The organism is Anaerozeibacter quisquiliarum (genome assembly GCF_051162045.1).
GTDB lineage: Bacteria > Bacillota > Clostridia > Christensenellales > Aristaeellaceae > Anaerozeibacter > Anaerozeibacter quisquiliarum.
Genome location: NZ_JBISDI010000009.1, coordinates 85,223 through 103,156, shown reverse-complemented (window position 1 = coordinate 103,156; position 17,934 = coordinate 85,223). Strand labels below are relative to the sequence as shown.

Genomic DNA, 17,934 nt, shown 5'->3' with positions numbered 1-17,934 from the left:
GCCATGAGAAAGTTCTACGCTGTCGTGCTGGCCTTGACCTTGCTGCTTCCTTTGATAGCCGCCGCGGTTGCCTCCGCGCAGGCCATACCATATGCGAGCGATGTTATCGATACCGCCAATACGAAGGTAACCGTAAGCGGGGATGCCATTACGGCGAAAGCCTCAATCGACACAAAGATGATCGTGAGTTCTGTTGGCTTCCCCACGTTCTGCATCCAGGAAAAGCAGGATGGCAAGTGGGTGACCGTAGCTAACGGCGCAGGGATGGCGTCCAACGCAAAATCACGCACCAAGACCATCACCTACACCAAGGCGGCCGGTCGAAGCTATCGAGTCAAGACGGCCTACAAGGCAATCTACAATGGCGAGACGTATACCGCGCCCGGCTTTAGCAAGTCGGTATAATCACTAACGAATACACCGGCAGCGCGAATGCGTGACAAGGGGCTGTCGCAGGAACAAGTACCTGCGACAGCCCCTTTGCGGTAAGGCAGGCATCACACCACCTATGTCCCCAGGTACGCCTTCTTCACTTCCTCGCTCGCGAGCAGCTCCTTCGCCGGGCCGCTCATGACGATCTTGCCGGTCTCACAGACGTAGGCGCGGTCGGCGATCGACAGGGCCATGCGGGCGTTCTGCTCGACCAGCAGCACGGTCACACCCTGGCGGTTGATCTCCTTGATGATCGAGAAGATCTCCTTGACCAGGATCGGCGACAGGCCCATCGAGGGCTCGTCCATCATCAGGAGTTTGGGCGAGGACATCAGCGCGCGGCCCATCGCCAGCATCTGCTGCTCGCCGCCCGACAGCGTGCCGGCCAATTGCCTGCGGCGCTCCCGGAGCCGGGGAAAGGACTTGTACACCTTCTCCAGATCGCCGGGCAGCGCGGCGCGGTCGGCACGCGCGTACGCGCCCATCTCGAGGTTCTCGAGCACCGTCATCTTGGCGAAGATGCGCCGCCCTTCGGGCACCTGCGCGAGGCCCATCTTGAGGATGTCGTGTGCCGCGACCGACTGAATCTCCTTGTCCAGGAACACGATCTTGCCGCTCCTTAGGCGGATCAGCCCGGAAATGGCGTGCAGCGTCGAGGTCTTTCCCGCGCCGTTGGCCCCGATCAGCGTGACGATCTCACCCTCGCGCACCTCAAACGACACCTGCTTAAGCGCGTGAATGGCGTCGTAGTAGACGTTCATGTCAGAGACTTTCAGCATTTACGCGCCCTCCTTCATGGCGTCTTCGGGCGCGCCCAGGTAGGCCGCGACCACTTCCTGGTTGTTGCGGATCTCGTCGGGGGAGCCCTTCGCGATCACCTTGCCGTAGTTGAGCACGTAGATGCGCTCGCAGATGCCCATGACCAGTTTCATGTCGTGCTCGATCAGCAGGATCGTCACGCCGAACAGCTCGCGGATCTGCTGGATGGTCTGCATCAGCTCCTGCGTCTCGATCGGGTTCATGCCGGCGGCCGGCTCGTCGAGCAGCAGCACCTTGGGGTTGCTGGCCATCGCGCGGCAAATCTCCAGCTTGCGCTGCTGGCCGTAGGGCAGGGCGCTGGCATTGTGCTCGGCCAGGTCTTCCATGTCGAATACGCGCAGCAGCGCCCGCGCGCGCTTGTCGCAGCCGCGCTCCTCGCGGTCGTAGTAGGTGTTGCGCAGCATGCCGTCGAGCATCGAGTAATACATGCGGCTCTGGAACGCCACCTTAATGTTCTCGATCACCGTCATCGACTTGAACAGGCGGATGTTTTGGAAGGTGCGCGACACGCCCTCGTAGGTGATCTTGTAGGTGGGCTTGCCCTTGAGCGAGCGGCCCATCAGCACAATGTCGCCCTCGGTGGGCGCGTATACGCCGGTCAGCAGGTTGAACACCGTTGTCTTGCCCGCGCCGTTGGGCCCGATCAGGCCCACGATTTCCTTTTCCTTGAGCTCGATGTTCACGTCCTCGGCCGCATGCAGGCCGCCGAAGCGGATGCCCAGATGCTGCATCTCGAGCACCGGCAGGTGCCGCGCGTCGTAGCGGTACTTGGGCACGTCGGGTGTGATCGAGCCGGCGCGCCGGCGCGTGAGCAGCGCTTCGACCCGCTCGGCCAGCTTGTCCCAGCCGGGGAACAGCCGCTTAAGGAACTTTGACAGTGAGAACTCCTTGACGCCGAGCAGCCCCGAGGGCCTGAAGATCATCATCGCGATCAGCAAAAGCGCGTAGGCCAACTGGCGATACTCGACCAGCCGGGCCATCGCGAACTGCACCGAGGTCAGCCCGGTGGCCGCCACGACCGAGCCGGTGTAGGAGCCCATGCCGCCGAACACCACCATGACCAGGTATTCGATCGAGCGGTTGAAGTCAAACCGCGCCGGGTCGAGCACGCCCACCGAATGGGCGTACAGCCCGCCCGCGATGCCGGCGAAGAAGGCCGACACCACGAAGGTGCGGATCTTGTACTGGGTGACCGGTACGCCCGACGCATCGGCGGCCACCTCGTTTTCGCGGATCGAGAGGATTGCGCGCCCGTGGCGCGACCAGGCCAGCATGAACAAGAGCGCCACGCTCGCGGCCATCAGCCAGTAGGCGTTGTCAAACGTGGTGTACAGCGGGATGTCGAACATCTTCTTGCCGCCGCCGGTCCAGGGCGCGAACACCGTGTTAATCAAGACGCGGATGATCTCGCCAAAGCCCAGCGTGATGATCGCCAGGTAGTCGCCCTTGAGCCGGAGCGCCGGTACGCCGACCAGGTAGCCGAATACCGCCGCCAGCGCGCCGCCGGCGATCAGCGCGATCGGAAACATCCAGGCAAGGCCCGGCAGACGCGAAGTTATGATGGCCGAGGCGTACGCGCCCACCGACATGAAGCCGGCGTGCCCCAGCGTCAGTTCGCCCAGCACCCCGGTGACCAGGTTCAGGCTGACCACCATGATGATGTTGTAGCACACCTGGGTGAGCAGGTCGAGCCAGCGGTTGCCGCCGGTCAGCGGCACCACGAGCTTGATGATGGTGAACAGCAGGGCGACCGCAACCAGGTTGAGGCCGCTGGTAAAGCGCCTGTTCTTCTTCACTGCGATCCCCCCTTATACCTTTTCCTTGGCCTTCTTGCCCAGCATGCCCGAGGGCTTGAGCAGCAGCACCAGAATCAAGATGCCGAACACCATGGCGTCCACGTACTCGCCGGCGTAGTACTTGATGAAGGTCTCGGCGATGCCGATGATGAAGCCGCCGAGCACCGCGCCCGGAATGATGCCGATGCCGCCGAGCACCGCGGCGACGAACGCCTTGAGCCCGGGCATCGAGCCCAGCAGGGGCTTGATGTAGACCACCTTCTGCGCGTAGAACACCGCGCCGATCGCGGCCAGCGCGCAGCCGATCGCGAAGGTGATCGAGATCGTGTTATCCACGTTGATGCCCATCAGCTGCGCCGCGCCCTTGTCCTCGGACACCGCGCGCATCGCCTTGCCGGTGCGCGTGTTCTTGACGAACAGCGACAGCGCGATCATCAGCACGATCGACACGGCGAGCGTCAGCACCTCGAGCAGGTAGACCGGCTTTCTGCCCACCTTGAACAGCGCGATCTTGGGCACGATTGGAGGGAACGCGAGCTGCCCGCTGCCAAAGACCAGCTGCGCGATGATCTGCAACGCCAGCGAAATGCCGATCGCGGTAATCAGCGCCGAGATGCGCGGCGCGTTCCTGAGCGGCTTGTAGGCGATCCGATCGACCAGCACGCCCAGCGCCACGCAAACGGCGACCGCGAACGCAACGGCGACCGCGCCCGAGAGCGTCGGATTGTCCGTGCCGAGCGCGGCCATGAAGGGCAGCGACAGCAGCCAGTAAACCGCGTACGCGCCGACCATCATGATGTCGCCGTGCGCGAAGTTTATCAGCCGCACGATGCCATACACCATCGTGTAGCCCAGCGCGATCAACGCGTAGATGCTGCCCATCTGCAGGCCGCCGATCAGGTTTTGCAAAAACAGCTGCATGTGCATTCCCCCTTGGAAAACAAGGCAAGAGGGCAGTGCGGTTGCGCTGCCCCCACGCCGTCAGTGGTTTGACATTACGGGTCGATACGGGCGATGAGCTTCGGCTGACCGTTCTCAAAGCCCTTGATGAACGCCGACTTGATCGGGTCGTTGTGGTCGTTGAAGGTGATGCGGCCGGTCGCGCACATGAGGTCGGTAGCCTTCATCGCGGCGATCACGGCCTCCTTATCGGTGGAGCCGGCCTTCTCGATGGCGCTGAACAGAATCTTGGCGGTGTCGTAGCCCAGCGCGTTGAAGCCGGCGGGCGCCTTGGCGTACTTCTCCGTGAACGATTTGATGAACGCCTGCGCCACTTCGCTGTCGTCCTCCTCGGAGAACGAGTCGCAGTAGGCGGCCTTCTCAAGCAGCGCCGGATCGTCCGCGACCTGATCCTGGATGTTGGCCCAGCCGTCCGCACCCAGCATCCACGCATCCAGCCCTACGTCGACCGACTGACGCAGCACCAGCGCGGCGCTCTCGTAGTAGTAGGCGACCAGCACCGCATCGGGCTGGGCGTCGGCGATCTTAATTAGTTGGGGCGAATAGTCGGCGCCGTTCTCGACGGCGGCCTCCTGCGCCACCACTTCCAGGCCCAGCGCTTCGGCCTTCTTCACAAAGGACTCGTACAGGCCGATCGAGTAGTCGTTGGTGTTGTCGTAGAGCACCGCGACCTTCTTGGCGGAAAGCTTCTCGGACGCGAACTGCGCCATCAGCTCGGCCTGATAGGGGTCGAGGAAGCAGGCGCGGAAGATGTTGTCGCCCGCGCTGGTCACGTCGTACGCGGTGGCGGAGGCGGTAATCATGGGCATGCGATCCTGCGCGGCGCGCGTGCCGACCGCAAGCGTCGGCGCGGTGGTCACCGCGCCGATCAGCGCGTTGATGCCGCTGCTCGACAGCTGGTTGTAGGCGTTGGTGGCCTCGACCGCGTCGCCGGTGTCATCCATCCAGACGATCTCGATCTGCTGGCCGAGCACGCCGCCGGCCGCGTTGATTTCGTCCTTATACAGTTCGACGCCGTCCTTGACCAGCAGGCCGTAGACCGACACCGCGCCGGTGAGCGGCGCGATGCCGCCGATCTTCATCGACTCAGCCAGCGCGACCGAGCCGAAGCTCAGCGCCAGAATCAGAGCCAGGGAAAGCGATGCCAATTTCTTCATGAGCGGATCCCCCTTTTCCTTCAAACAATCTATATCATCGGGCGGGCCCGACAACACCACCTACCATGCTGCATGCGGGAAAGACCCCAAGCGCAAGCCCAAAGCCTGCTTATTTAGAAAATATTACTCTATTATATCGTCACATATGACGTTTATCAAGCGTGAAATCGCAAAAACGGGGCCGTTTGAGGTGGGAATGCGTGGTTAAATGTTTGTTTGTCTGCTTATGTCAGTCAAAATACACCAGAATCCTCGGCGGGAGGGGATATCATGAGCAACATCGGATACCGGGAAATCGTCGACTTCGGGGCGCTCAGCCTCAAGCAGCTCAACGACAATCTGCGCGCGCTGTGGGGCAAGGTGATGGGCGACATCGAGTACCGCGACCTGTCAAAGGACGCGCGCTCGGCGATCGACAGCAAGGCGCAGTCCAGCGACCTTGCGGGCTACTCGACGATCGAGCAGACGGCGGACGCGATCGACATGGCGGTCGGCGACCTGAACCTCTCGCAGTACTCGACCGTCAGCCAGACCGCGCAGGCGATCACGGCGGCGCTGGCCGACACAAGTGGCGTCACGCAGGTGTCGATCCGCCAGGGTCAGGGACTGCGCGTCGAACAGAGCACCACCCGCAGCTACTTTCAGGCCAACGCCATAGCGTGCGGCTTCTACGACGGCGCGGGGCGGCTGCTCGGGGGCTTTGACGCCGCGGGCCGGTTCGCGACGAGCAGCCTGCGCAACCCCGAATCGCCCTCCGGTTACGAGCTGCGCATCGGGAACATAGGCGACTTCGGCAGCGGGCTCGAGATGCTGTACGCGGGTTCGACCGTGGGCGGCATGTACGGCAGCGCCGGCAGCCTGTTCATCGACGCGGCGAGCGCAATGGACGTGATCGGCGGGGGCAACCTGCACCTTCAAGGCGGGGGCGCGCATCTGTGGCTGACGCACGACGCGCGCAAGGGCGAGAGCGCCGCGGGGCTGCGCGCGCACATCCTGCCCGAGAGCGACAATGCCTACGACATCGGCGGCGACGGCATGCGCTGGCGGCGCATCTACACGAACAATACGGTCAACACGTCGGATCTGCGGCTCAAGCGCGGCGTGGCGCCGCTTGAGGCCGCCGACCTGCTGAACCGGCTGAAGCCCATCCGCTACCGGCTGAAATCGGAGGGCGGCGATGCCCGGCTGCGCTTCGGGCTGGGCGCGCAGGACGTGGCGCAGGCGCTCGAAGGGACCGACTACGCGGACGCCGCGCTGCTCGTAGGCGACGATCCCGGGCAACTGGGGCTGTGTTATACCGAGCTGATCGCGGTGCTGGTCGAGGGGCATCAGCGCCAGCGGGCGCAAATCAAGGCACTCGCGGCGCGCGTCGAGGCGCTTGAGAAAGCGGCGGGGGCGTGATATAATCCATGGGCAATCACCCATTTGGAGGTGCTTTCCCATGCGCAAACTCTTCGATCGCAGCCTGTGGATCTTCATCCTGATCGGCATCGGCAACACCGCGCTGTCGTTTGTCATCATGCAGGGGCTGAACCGCCTGTGGGGCGAGGGCTATTGGGCGCCGAGCGCGATTGCGTACGTGCTGACCAGCCTGCTGAGCTACGTGCTCAATAAGCGTTTCTCGTTTCAGAACGCGGACTCAGTGGCCAGCACCGCCTGGCGCTTCGCGCTGGTGATCGGCGCGTGCTACCTTATTGCGCACCTCATCGCGCGGCCGGCGACGAACTGGGCGCTCAGGCAACTGCCCGCCACGAGCGCGAGCGCCGATCAAATCGCGATGGCCGTGGCCCAGGTGCTGTTCACGGGCCTCAATTATCTGGGCCAGCGCTTCTTCGCGTTTAAAAAACGGCCCGAATAAGGCCCATCCAGAATGTGGGAAAAAATGTGGCAAAGCCTGGAACCGATCGGACAGGCGAACGTCCAATAGGCATAGGAGGGATGAACCTATGAAACGAAATATTGTCTCTGCCCTTGGTTTGATCCTGCTGTGCCTGGCGTTGGCGTTGCCGACGTTTGCCCAGACCGCGCAGCCGGCGCCGGCGCTGATGACCCAAGGCGGCTATGAGGCGGATCTCGACGCGGAGCGTTCGCTGAGCGTGCGCGCGGCGGGCAAGACCGACTGGTCGCAGGTCGCGGCCGACGTGCTGGCCGCGCAGCTCAAGGATGGGCACCTGTACTACATACAGGCGCTGGACGCGGGCGTCCAGGTGATGGATTACGACATCGAGGCGGCAACCGGCGTGCAACTGGCGCTGCTCGACCATCCGCTGACCCCTGACCCGGAGGCGGAGCGGCAGTATATCTTGGACGAGGAGGGTGCGGTCTACGCGCAGGGCGTCGACGCGGCCGCGCTGGAACTGTTGGCCACCTACCTGCCCGCCGATCCGGCGGCCGAGCAGCCTGTAACCGAAGAGCCGGCGGCCAAGGCGGCCACGACGGAGCTTATGCGCGGCGCGAACGGCGACGAGGTGAAGGCGCTGCAGCAGGCGCTCAAGGATCTGGGCTACCCGGTGGGCAGCGTGGACGGGGTGTACGGCGGCGGCACGGAGACCGCGGTTCGGTACCTGCAATCCGACATGGATCTGACGGAGACCGGCAAGGCCGACGCGGCGTTGCAGGCTGCGGTGATCGGCGGCAATGCGCCCAAGTACGAGGCCTATGTGGAACTTACGCGCGGCGACAGCGGCATCCGGGTGCGGAACCTGCAATGGCGGCTGCGCGCGCTGTTCTACACCAAGCACTCGGTGGACGGCTCGTACGGCCCGGACACGGAGGAGGCGGTGAAGCGCTTCCTGAGCGCGATCGGCAGCAAGCAGTCGGGCGACGCGATCACGGCCAAGCAGCTCGCCTCGCTGTTCAAGAAATCCGCGCCCGAGTGCAAGACCTATTATGAACTCCGGAAGGATGACAACGCGCCGGTGGTGCTGCGGCTGAACAAGCGGCTCAAGAAGCTCGGCTATCTGAGCGGCAGGACGGGCGAAGCCTATGACAAGCACACCGTGCGCGCGGTCAAGGATTTCCAGGCGCAGGTCGAGCGCAAGGCCACGGGCGTGGCGGACGCCAAGACGCAGAAGCTGCTGTTCGCGAAGGACGCGCCGGTTCCTGAGCCGACGTCGACCCCGGGTCCGGGCGAGCAGGTGGTGAAGAACTCGACCATCAAGACGCTCAAGAGCTGGCTGAAGGCCAATCTGGGGCTGGATTACGACAGCAAGCAGGCGGTTGAGTATTTGCAGGACAAGCTGACGGACCTGGGCTATCTGACCGTTCCGAAAACGAGCGTATACGACAGCGACACCAAGGCCGCGGTGTCCGCCTACCAGAAGGCGAACGGCATCAAGGCCAATGGATTGGTGAATAAATCCACGCTCCAGAAGATGTTCGCCGTGGGCTGATGCCCGCCTGAGCGCTGAAGGGCGTCCAGAAGGTGAAACCCTTTGACGAGGTCTGGGGCGGAACCCCGGCGTTCCCCGCGCCGCCGTATCCGGGGTATCCGGACATGAGGATCGAAAAGCCGAGTCCGGGCGCAAGGCGGCGCGGCGTTCCCGATGTTCTGACGATGAAGGTGCCGCCCGACGGGCGGCACCTCAGCCCGTCGACAAAGATGTCGGCGGGCTGAAATTTAGTTTTCAGGCCAAAAGGATATTGAGGGGGGATGTCGAAGTAAACAGCGGGTGAGGAAGAATGCTGAGGAACCATGAAAAGCAAGGTGCAATGGAAATTGTCATCCTGGAACAAATGATTCCGGAGGTTCATCTGCTCCGGCGGATCGACCGTGCGATTGATTTCAGCTTTATTTACAAGCTGTGTGAGCCGCTGTATCGCCTTGACAACGGGCGACCGGCGATTCGTCCGGAGCTTCTGTTCCGGATGATCTTCATGCTCGGTCGAGCAAACATGCGCGAGCAGTCATTTCTCACCGCCGCAGTCCAAAATATGAATAGGATCGTCTCTCCTTTTTTCCGTACCTTGAGCCTTTTGTTCCTCTTTCCATCCCGAACCCCCTGCCACGCTGTTGCCTGACAGGGGGTTGTCAATGGGCCGAGCGGCGCGCGGCTTGCGCGCCGCTTCGAGTTCGGGTGTATGTTCGGCTAGGAATACACGCCTATTTCAATACAATGATGTGATTCCAGGATTTCTTTGCCGGCCGACAGACTTTCCAACGATTGCGCGGGGGCATACTCGAGGATAAACTCACAGCCAGGGTTCGGAATTGCCTTCATCTCGGCAAGGACCGGCTGCCAATCAATCGTGCCCTTGCCGATGGGCAGATGCTGGTCTTTCAGGCCGTCGTTGTCATGGATGTGCACAGCGCAAAGGCGCGGCCCGAGCTTGCGGATCAAGGCGGGCAGATCCCAACCGTTGATATGGGCATGGCCCAGATCGATCAGGTAAGAAACCTGGGCGTCGATGGGGTCCAGCGCATGCTCGAATTCTTGCTGCGTGTAGAGAGACTGACCGTTGTAGCCGACGTTCTCAAAGGCGAGCGCGACGCCCAGCGCCTTGGCTTCCACGGCCAGCCGGCCGGTGATGTCGACGGCCCGCTGCCGCGCCTGCGGCTTGGAAAAAGCGGGAGAGGTGGAAAAGCCGGGATGCAGCACGAGTTGGCCGGCCCCAAGCTGAGCAGCCAGTCGGAGCGCATCCAGATGATGCTGGTAGGCTGCTTCGCGCAGGATCTTCATCTCGGCGGTCAGATTGATGTCCCAAGCCGCCGGATGAAGGGTATACGTCAAGGGCAGTTGCTTCAATTGGGCGATCAGCCCGGCGTATTGCCCGTCCCAGGCATCCCAGGCCCCGCCGTCCATCATCAGTTCCACATGTTGAGCGCCGCGTTCGATCAGCGCTTTCATGTTTCCAACAATATCGCCGCCGAGAACGATCAATTCGGAATAAGAGATACGGTGCATGCGGTTTGGCTCCTTTGTTTTAAAAATTACAGGGCGATGATCTTTTCGCGGTTGACGCGAATGGAAATCTTCCGACCCGCCTCAAGCCGCTCGGTGTTGCCGGACTCAAAGATCACCGGCTGCTCACCGATCCTGGCGCAAACATGGCAGCTGCCACCCATGAAGATGCACTGCTCCACCGTCGCCGGTATATCGTCCGGCAGCGCCTGTCCCTCGGGTACCAGGCGCATGTCCTCCGGGCGGATGAAGACGACCTTGCCGCCTACTTCGAGTCTATTGATCTTGCCGATGAATTGGGCGACAAACTCGGTCCTGGGCGTGGAATAGATGGCTTCGGGCGTATCAATTTGCTCGATAACGCCGCCGTTCATGACGGCGATGCGATCCGCCAGCGCCATGGCTTCCATCTGGTCGTGGGTCACATAGATGGCGGTAATGCCCAACCGGCGCAGCATCAGGCCCAGCTCGATGCGCAACTGCTCCTTGAGCTTCGCGTCCAGCGCGGTCAACGGCTCATCCAGCAGCAGGATCTTGGGCTCGATCGCAAGCACACGCGCGATGGCGACGCGCTGCTGCTGACCGCCGGAAAGCTGTTGGGGTTTTTTGGAGGCGTGCAGCTCCAGGTCCATCATGGCGATCAGCTCGTCCACTTTCTTTTCGATCTGATCGGCCGAGAGCCTGCGCAGCTTCAATCCGAAGGCGATATTCTGCCGAACGGTCATGGTCGGGAAGAGCGCGTAGTTCTGGAAAACGAAGCCGACATTCCGCTTTTCAACCGGGGTAGAGCTGATTTCCTGATCGTAGAAGCGGATCTCGCCGCTGGTTTTCTTTTCCAGGCCGCCGATGATGCGCAAAAGGGTGCTCTTGCCGCATCCGGAGGGACCTAGCAGAACGACGATTTCACCCTGCCCGATTTCCAGGTTGATGTCGTGAAGCGCCTTGGTGCCATCGGCGAACACCTTGTTGATATGGGATATGGTCACGTGGATATCCTGCATGATGAATACCATCCTTCCGTTCAGCCTGTCGGCTATTTCGTCTTTGACTTGTTCAGCCTGTTCATCAGGTAAGTCAGCGGGATTGCGAAAGCCAGGAAAAGCGTGGTAAACGCGCTACCTACCTCGATACGCAGGGATGCGTAGGATTCATACATGCCCACGGGCAGGGTCATCAGCAAGGGCGTATACAAGAAAAACGTGATGTTGAATTCGCCCAGCGACATCATGAACACATTCACCGCGCCCGACAGGATGGATACGCGGATGGCCGGGAAAATCACCTGAAAGAACTTGCGGAAGGGGCCTGCGCCCAATGAGGAGGCGCACTCGTCGATGGAGCGGAAGTCCTTGGCGCGCAGCGCGCCCGTCACCGCGCGGAACATGAGCGGGAAGGTGAAGATCACATGGGCGATGAACAGCAGCACGCCCGAGCGGCGCAAGGGCGCGTAAGCCTGGGCCAGTGCAAGCCCAATGGCGATGCCGGGAATGGCGGCGGGCAGGGTCAGGACCTCTTCCAGCAGCTTCACCGCCTTGGAACGGCTGTTTCGGGCCATGGCGATCTTATAGGCCGTCATGCTGCCCAAAATCACGTTGACGACGACGGTCACGCAGGTGATCATAAAGGTGAGGCCGATGGTATGGCCGTAGTATTCAAAGACATAGCCATACCATTCCATCGTCAGGCCCTTGGAGAACATGGATTTCCCCCAATAGGCGCTGAACGAACCCAATACCGTAAACACGATGGGCACGATCAAGAAGGCGGTGGTGGCTATGATCAGCAGGTAAACAAGGATTTTAAGCAGCTTGCCCATCGGATTGTATGCTTTCATCGCGCTTACTCCTTTTCCAGAATCAGTCGGGCCAGCATATTCAAAAGCACGCAGACCAGCCCGATAAAGATGGCCATGGCGCTGGCAACGGAAATATTAAAGTAATTCGTGTATTCCGTATACATCAAAATGGGGATGATCTCGAAGTTATTGGCCAGGGTAAAGGCTGTGCCGAAGGCGCTCATGGAGGTGCAAAAGGCGATCGCGGAAGCAGAGACAAATACCGGCATCAGCGTCGGGATCACGATCTTGAAAATGGCCTGCTGTTCATTCGCGCCCACGGTACGCGCGGCTTCCTCCAACCGCACGTCAAATTCCACGACGGAGCCGTAGATGGTGAGCACGGCCTTCGGGATGGAGAAATACAGATAGGCGAAGAATATGCCGAGGATCGTATAGGCGAAGGAACCGGACGCGGTGCCGGTGAGTAGGCGCGTCAGCATCGGGGCGACGCCCGTGGTGCCGAACAGAATGATGATCATGAAGCCGACGACCACGCCGGGCAGGGAAACCGGGAAGGTAATCAGCGTCATGTAAAGATTCTTCCCTTTAAACTCCGAGCGGGCCAGAAAGAAGGCGATCACGCCCGCAATCACCAGCGTGACAGCCGTCACAACCACCGACAGCCACAGGCTGTTCCAGAGCGCGGTCGCATAGCGCGTATTTGTAATGATGGATGTGTAGTTGAGCAGGGTAAAACCGTTTTCTCCGGTAAAGCTCTTGACGCCCAGCATAAAGATGGGCAGAATAAAAAACAACGTAAACAGAACCATGACCGGCAGCACGAAGACCAGGTTGGCACTCTTTCGCATGGCGTAGCACACCTCCGGAAGCTTATGCGGTCCGCCAAACAGGTTGCGGGCGGATATCATCCGCCCGCCCTGTTTGGTCGTACTGATGAAGTTTATTTCCCCGTGATATCTGTCGTCCAGCGGGCGACGAAATCGCTCTGCACGGTGGCCATCTTGGCCCAGTCCACGTCCTTGACGCGCGCGTAGTCCTCATCGGGCAGGAACAGCGCCTTCACGTCATCGGTCAGTGCTTCCGGGTTGATGGGGCGCACGTAGCCCTTGGCGAAATCCCTCTGGCCATCCACGGAGAATAGGTAGTCGATCAGCGCTCTGGCGTTGTCGGGGTTGGGGCAATCCTTCACCATGCCGATCACGTAGGGGATCTTCAAGGAACCCTCCTGAGGAATGACGACTTCGATGGGCCCGTTCTGGGCGTATTTCAGGCCATAGCCGTTGAAATCGGCGTCGATCAGGATGGGAATCTCGCCCTTGAGCAGCTTGGCGGTGGACGTCTGCATGGGGTATACCACGTCGTTCTCATTCAGCTTCTTAAAATACTCGATGGCGGGATCGAAATTGTCCAGCGATCCGCCCATCGCCTCGTTGACCGCGATGGAGGCGCTGTAGCCGACGGCGGCGGCGGTGGGGTCCAACATGCCGATCATGCCCTTGTACTTTGGATCCAAGAGATCCGCCCAGCTCTGAGGAATGGGCAGATCGCCCAGCACTTCCGTGTTGACCAGGATGGCGATGGAGCCGTAGTGAACCGTGGAATACAGGCCGTCGGCATTCTTCAAGGCGCTGTCGATCTGATCGAAGTAGCCATGCTTGTAGCTTTGCAGCACGTCCTCGCCTTCAGCCCTTATGCCGAAGGTGATGCCCAGGTAGACCATGTCGCATAGGGGGCTGGACTTCTCCGCGATCAGCGCCGTGAGCGATTGGCCGCTGTTCTTGTTGTCGTTGGGTGCGGAAATGCCGGTGGTCTTGCTGAACGTGCGCAGCGCGGTGCCCCAGTTCACCCAATCCTGCGGCGTGTTGTAGGTGATCACAAAGCCGTCGGCAAGGGCGCCCAAGGAGCAGGCGATCAGGACCAGGCACAGAGCGGCGGAGATGATCATACGGATGTGTTTCATGGATAGACCTCCCTTTCTTTGATCGACCGGGCAATTAATTATTAATCATTATAATCTATGAATGATTAATATATTGATCCAATTATATGCATAACACGCCGCGTTGTCAAGCGATTCTCGAAATATGTTAGCGCCGCATTGATTGGCCTCCAATATTTTGGATACAGAGTTGCAACTAATGGAATTATCTGATATTATTCATATTATGTTGATCGAGGAGGGGACAGCCATGCCGGGGAAGAAGGCGACGACGATGGATATTGCCAAGCTGGCCGGGGTCTCCCAATCCACCGTTTCCATGATCCTGTCGAGGAAGGTGGGCGCGTCTTTTTCCCGCGAAACCATCGAACGCGTCTTTGCCGCTGCCACGCAGCTGAACTATCAGCCGGTCAGAAAGGGCAGGGAGGGTATCACGGCGGCGCGCCTGATCGCGGTCGTTACGCCCACGCTGGCGAATCCCTATTATGCCACGCTTTTGCAAGAGCTCGAAAACGAGGCGGTCGCCAAGGGATACAAGGCATTCTTCTATACGACCTATCGGGATGAGGCGATGGAAGGGGCCTTTCTGAATCTGGCGGGCACGCTGCCTTTTAGCGGAATTGTGTTTGCCTATATGCCCTATCATAGGGAAAGGGTGATGGCCCTATCGCTCTCTACGCCCGTGATCATCGTCAGCGACCGAAAGGATGAATTCATGGACGCCAACACGGTGGAACTGAACAGCATGATCGCTGGTGAGACGCTCGCGGATTATTTGCTCAGCCTCGGGCATCGCCGATTCGCGTTCATCACCACGCCGCTCCGGGTAGCCAATACCCAGCGCGGCATGCGCCTGGCGGGCGTTCGGAATCGGGTGACGAACGCGGGCGGGCGCCTGGATGTTTACGAGGCGCAGAAGCTGGGCGCGGAAGGCAACTACAAGCCGGAGGATGAGTATCAGGCGGGCTATACGCTCTCGCTCAAAGCCTTTGAGAAGCCGGGCGTAACGGCCTGTGTCGGCGTGAACGACATGGTGGCCTACGGCATCCTGGATGCCATCGAATCCAAGGGGCTGCATGTGCCGGCCGACTGCTCGGTGGCCGGGTTTGACAACGTGTTTCCATCCCGATTCAATCGGATCAATCTGACCACGGTGGATTCCCAACTTGCGCGAAAAGGCAGGGACGCCTTTGATCTGCTTCTGCGCAACATCGACCAGGTCAGGACCGGAAACGGGCAGCCTGGCATCGTTAAAATTGAATATAGGCCGCAGTTGGTGGTCGGCCACACGACCGCAGCCTGCCCAAATATAGATGGTTGCGGCGCGCAGGGGTCGAGGCGCGCGATCCTTGCTGGGCAGTGATCTATCGCCCAATGCCGTCGACCAATTGCTGAAGCCGTGCGAATTCGGTGAAGGAGAACGCGCGCAGCCCATCACCTGCGAACGATCGGCCCACCATCGGGTATTTGTTGCCGGCCAGCGGTTCGCCGCTGCGGCGTCCGTCGAGGGTCGCGGCCACATGCGCGCCCATCGGCACATGCGCCGACACGGTGTAGCGCCCGATCGTGTAGCGCCCGCCCCGGTAATTAGCATGGCCGTCCAGGCGCGCCTTGATAACTGCGCAAGGAAACCATTGAACGATCCTTCGCCGAAGCCAAGGAAAACCACGGCCTACGTACTGCCCGCATGCTCGGTCGAGCAAACATGCGCGAGCAGTCATTTCTCACCGCCGCAGTCCAAATATGAAGAGGATCGCCTCTCCTTTTTCCCGTGCCTTGAGCCTTTTGTTCCTCTTTCCATTCCGAACCCCCTGCCACGCTGTTGCCTGACAGGGGGGGTTGTCAATGGGCTGAGGTGCCGCCCGACGGGCGGCGCCTTCATCGTCAGTCCGCTCCTGTTCCGAAAAGCGGGGAGGCGCCTGCGTGACATACTTCCAAAGGAGGGGAATGGGCTACCCCTCTCGCAGCCGCTCGGCCAGCGCCGTATAGCGGTGCGACACGTAATTATTCTCCACCATCTTTTGCACGCAATCCGCCCGCCCGACCAGCACCACCAACTTCCGCGCGCGGGTGACGGCGGTGTAGAGCAGGTTGCGCGTGTACAGCATCGGCGGGCCGCTGACCAGCGGCAGCACCACGGCCTCGAACTCGCTGCCCTGGCTCTTGTGCACCGTCACGCAGTAGGCCGGTTCGAGGTCCTCGAGTTCCTCCTCGCCGTACACGGCCACGCGCTCGTCGTCGAAGGTCACGGTGACCGTGCGCTCCCCCGGGTCGATCACCGAGATAAAGCCGATGTCGCCGTTGAACGCGCCCAGGCCCCGCTCGCCCTCGCGCGTCCACTCGAGCTCGTAGCTGTTGCGAACCTGCATCACCTTGTCGCCCTCGCGCAGGATGCCGCCGTTTGCCATGATTTCATGCTTATCGCCGCGCGCGGGATTGAGCGCCTCCCTCAGCGATCGATTCAGCGCCCACACGCCGGCGTCGCCCTTTTTCATCGGGCTCATCACCTGGATGGCGCGCAGCGCGTCGACGTTCAGATACTTGGGCAGCCGCTCGGAGATCAGCGCGCGAACAAGCTCGGCGGCCTCCTTCGGCCCGTCCGCGCGCTCGAAGAAAAAGTCGGTGCCGCGCCGGTTAGCGATCGGCATCTCGCCCCGGTTGATCCGGTGGGCGTTCGTGACGATCGCGCTCTCGCCGGCCTGGCGGAAGATTTCGGTCAGCCGCGTCACCTTAAGCACGCCGCTTGAGATCAGGTCGGACAGCACATTGCCCGCGCCCACCGACGGCAGCTGGTCCTGGTCGCCCACCAGCACCAGCCGGCAGCCGGCCGGCAGCGCGCGCAGCAACGCGCGCATCAGGAAGATATCCACCATCGACATCTCGTCCACGATCACCGCGCCCGCTTCGATCGGGTTCTGCTCGAAGCGCGCGAAGTTCTCACCGTCGTACTCGAGCAGCCGGTGAATCGTCTGGGCCGGGGCGTCGGTCGCCTCGCTCATGCGCTTGGCCGCGCGCCCGGTCGGCGCGCACAGCACCGTGTCGCCAAGTTCGCTCAGCAGCTTAAGCATGCCGTGCAGGCAGGTGGTCTTGCCGGTGCCCGGCCCGCCGGTCAGGATGGAAATGCCCTGGCTGACCGCGCAAAGCAGCGCGTCCCGCTGCGCCTGGTGCAACGCGATCTGCTCGCGCTCTTCAAACGCGGCGATCCGCGCCTCGGCGTCGCCCAGCGATGGGAACGCGTGTTGACCGAGCGCGCGCAGCCGACGGGCGACCTCGCCCTCGGCTTCGTAGAGCCGCTTCAAGTAGATCGCGCCGCCGCCGTCTTCCTCGCGGACCACCAACTCGTTCAACAGGATCAGCTGATCGACCGCGCGCTCGACCAACGGCGCGCCGACGTTCAGCAGCGCGCGCGCCCTCTCGACCAACATGGGGCGCGGCAGGTAGGTATGCCCACCCTGGGCGACCGCTTCGTCGAGCGCGAACTTCACGCCGCAGGTCAGCCGGTGCTCGCTCTCGGGCTCGACGCCCAGCGCCGAGGCGATGCCGTCCGCGGTCTTGAACCCCACGCCCTCCACGCGCTCGGCCAACTGGTAGGGGTCGCTGCGCACCACTTGCATCGTGCGGTCGCCGAACGCGCGCACGACCTTGTTGGCGAGTGCCGCGCCGATGCCGTAGGTCTGCAAGAACACCATCAGCTGGCGCGATTCGCGCTGCGCTGAGTAGCCCTCGGCGATCATCGCGGCGCGCTTGGGGCCTATGCCCACGATCTCGGTCAGCCGATCGGGTTCGTCGGCGAGCACGGTCAACGCGTCGTCGCCGAAGTGCTGCACGATCAGCTTGGCGGTGGACGCGCCGACGCCACGGATCGCGCCGCTCGCGAGGTACCGCTCGATGCCGCGCGCGGTGGTGGGGCGCACGCTTTCAAATGAAGTGACCTTGAGTTGCCGCCCGTAGTCGCGGTGCTCGGCCCATTCGCCGGTCAGCTTCAGGCGCTCGCCCGCGTGCAGCGGCGGCAGCACGCCCACGCAGGGGACCGTCTCGCGCCCGGCCTTGACGCTCAGCACCGTCCAGCCGTTTTGGTCGTTGCGGAACACCACGTCCTCGACGACGCCCTCAATCTGCTCCATCGATCCTC

Annotated in this window: 16 protein-coding genes and 1 pseudogene; 7 read left to right on the top strand and 10 right to left on the bottom strand. The window is 61.6% G+C overall.

What is annotated here, in order from left to right; translation table 11 throughout:
• The first annotated feature begins 3 nt into the window (after window positions 1-3).
• Window positions 4-405 (top strand): hypothetical protein, encoded by a 402-nt coding sequence (locus tag ACH6CV_RS05785; RefSeq protein WP_456357224.1) that lies wholly within the window; start codon window positions 4-6, stop codon window positions 403-405.
• A gap of 101 nt (window positions 406-506) precedes the next feature.
• On the opposite strand, the gene ACH6CV_RS05780 is transcribed toward ACH6CV_RS05785, so the two are convergent.
• The 4 genes from ACH6CV_RS05780 to ACH6CV_RS05765 form a co-directional block, all read right to left on the bottom strand.
• Window positions 507-1,211 carry an ABC transporter ATP-binding protein gene (locus ACH6CV_RS05780; RefSeq protein ID WP_456357223.1) on the bottom strand — a complete coding sequence of 235 codons (705 nt, stop codon included), beginning with the start codon at window positions 1,209-1,211 and terminating at the stop codon, window positions 507-509.
• A complete protein-coding gene (locus tag ACH6CV_RS05775) occupies window positions 1,212-3,047 on the bottom strand; it encodes a branched-chain amino acid ABC transporter ATP-binding protein/permease (protein ID WP_456357222.1) in 1,836 nt (611 codons plus the stop codon). It abuts the gene before it with no gap.
• 12 nt (window positions 3,048-3,059) lie between these two features.
• Window positions 3,060-3,968 carry a branched-chain amino acid ABC transporter permease gene (locus ACH6CV_RS05770; RefSeq protein ID WP_456357221.1) on the bottom strand — a complete coding sequence of 303 codons (909 nt, stop codon included), beginning with the start codon at window positions 3,966-3,968 and terminating at the stop codon, window positions 3,060-3,062.
• A 74-nt stretch (window positions 3,969-4,042) separates the two neighbouring features.
• Window positions 4,043-5,164: an ABC transporter substrate-binding protein gene (locus ACH6CV_RS05765; RefSeq protein ID WP_456357220.1), complete on the bottom strand. Its 1,122-nt coding sequence runs from the start codon at window positions 5,162-5,164 to the stop codon at window positions 4,043-4,045.
• A gap of 270 nt (window positions 5,165-5,434) precedes the next feature.
• Here ACH6CV_RS05765 and ACH6CV_RS05760 point away from each other — a divergent pair, with 270 nt between their 5' ends.
• The 4 genes from ACH6CV_RS05760 to ACH6CV_RS05745 all read left to right on the top strand — a co-directional run bounded on the left by ACH6CV_RS05760 (window position 5,435) and on the right by ACH6CV_RS05745 (window position 9,184).
• Window positions 5,435-6,565: a tail fiber domain-containing protein gene (locus tag ACH6CV_RS05760; protein WP_456357219.1), complete on the top strand. Its 1,131-nt coding sequence runs from the start codon at window positions 5,435-5,437 to the stop codon at window positions 6,563-6,565.
• A gap of 40 nt (window positions 6,566-6,605) precedes the next feature.
• Window positions 6,606-7,022 carry a GtrA family protein gene (locus ACH6CV_RS05755; protein WP_456357218.1) on the top strand — a complete coding sequence of 139 codons (417 nt, stop codon included), beginning with the start codon at window positions 6,606-6,608 and terminating at the stop codon, window positions 7,020-7,022.
• A gap of 88 nt (window positions 7,023-7,110) precedes the next feature.
• A complete protein-coding gene (locus tag ACH6CV_RS05750) occupies window positions 7,111-8,556 on the top strand; it encodes a peptidoglycan-binding domain-containing protein (RefSeq protein WP_456357217.1) in 1,446 nt (481 codons plus the stop codon).
• 289 nt (window positions 8,557-8,845) lie between these two features.
• A complete protein-coding gene (locus ACH6CV_RS05745; RefSeq protein ID WP_456357216.1) occupies window positions 8,846-9,184 on the top strand; it encodes a hypothetical protein in 339 nt (112 codons plus the stop codon).
• A 68-nt stretch (window positions 9,185-9,252) separates the two neighbouring features.
• Here ACH6CV_RS05745 and ACH6CV_RS05740 read toward each other — a convergent pair whose 3' ends face one another.
• From ACH6CV_RS05740 to ACH6CV_RS05720, 5 genes are all read right to left on the bottom strand, one after another.
• Complete coding sequence (locus ACH6CV_RS05740) at window positions 9,253-10,068, bottom strand: sugar phosphate isomerase/epimerase family protein (RefSeq protein ID WP_456357215.1); 816 nt, start codon at window positions 10,066-10,068, stop codon at window positions 9,253-9,255.
• 26 nt (window positions 10,069-10,094) lie between these two features.
• Window positions 10,095-11,066, bottom strand: a complete 972-nt coding sequence (locus ACH6CV_RS05735) for an ABC transporter ATP-binding protein (protein ID WP_456357214.1) — start codon at window positions 11,064-11,066, stop codon at window positions 10,095-10,097.
• 32 nt (window positions 11,067-11,098) lie between these two features.
• Window positions 11,099-11,899, bottom strand: a complete 801-nt coding sequence (locus ACH6CV_RS05730) for an ABC transporter permease (RefSeq protein ID WP_456357213.1) — start codon at window positions 11,897-11,899, stop codon at window positions 11,099-11,101.
• 5 nt (window positions 11,900-11,904) lie between these two features.
• Complete coding sequence (locus tag ACH6CV_RS05725; protein WP_456357212.1) at window positions 11,905-12,711, bottom strand: ABC transporter permease; 807 nt, start codon at window positions 12,709-12,711, stop codon at window positions 11,905-11,907.
• Between the two features lie 92 nt (window positions 12,712-12,803).
• Window positions 12,804-13,823 carry an extracellular solute-binding protein gene (locus ACH6CV_RS05720; protein ID WP_456357211.1) on the bottom strand — a complete coding sequence of 340 codons (1,020 nt, stop codon included), beginning with the start codon at window positions 13,821-13,823 and terminating at the stop codon, window positions 12,804-12,806.
• A 229-nt stretch (window positions 13,824-14,052) separates the two neighbouring features.
• Here ACH6CV_RS05720 and ACH6CV_RS05715 point away from each other — a divergent pair, with 229 nt between their 5' ends.
• Entirely contained in the window at window positions 14,053-15,165 is a 1,113-nt protein-coding gene (locus tag ACH6CV_RS05715; RefSeq protein WP_456357210.1) for a LacI family DNA-binding transcriptional regulator, read from the top strand.
• Between the two features lie 258 nt (window positions 15,166-15,423).
• Window positions 15,424-15,543 (top strand): annotated as a pseudogene (locus tag ACH6CV_RS05710) (transposase); the annotation flags it as partial.
• Window positions 15,544-15,754: 211 nt separating this feature from the next.
• On the opposite strand, the gene recD2 reads toward ACH6CV_RS05710, so the two are convergent.
• Window positions 15,755-17,926 carry an SF1B family DNA helicase RecD2 gene (gene recD2 / locus ACH6CV_RS05705; RefSeq protein ID WP_456357209.1) on the bottom strand — a complete coding sequence of 724 codons (2,172 nt, stop codon included), beginning with the start codon at window positions 17,924-17,926 and terminating at the stop codon, window positions 15,755-15,757.
• Window positions 17,927-17,934 lie beyond the last annotated feature (8 nt).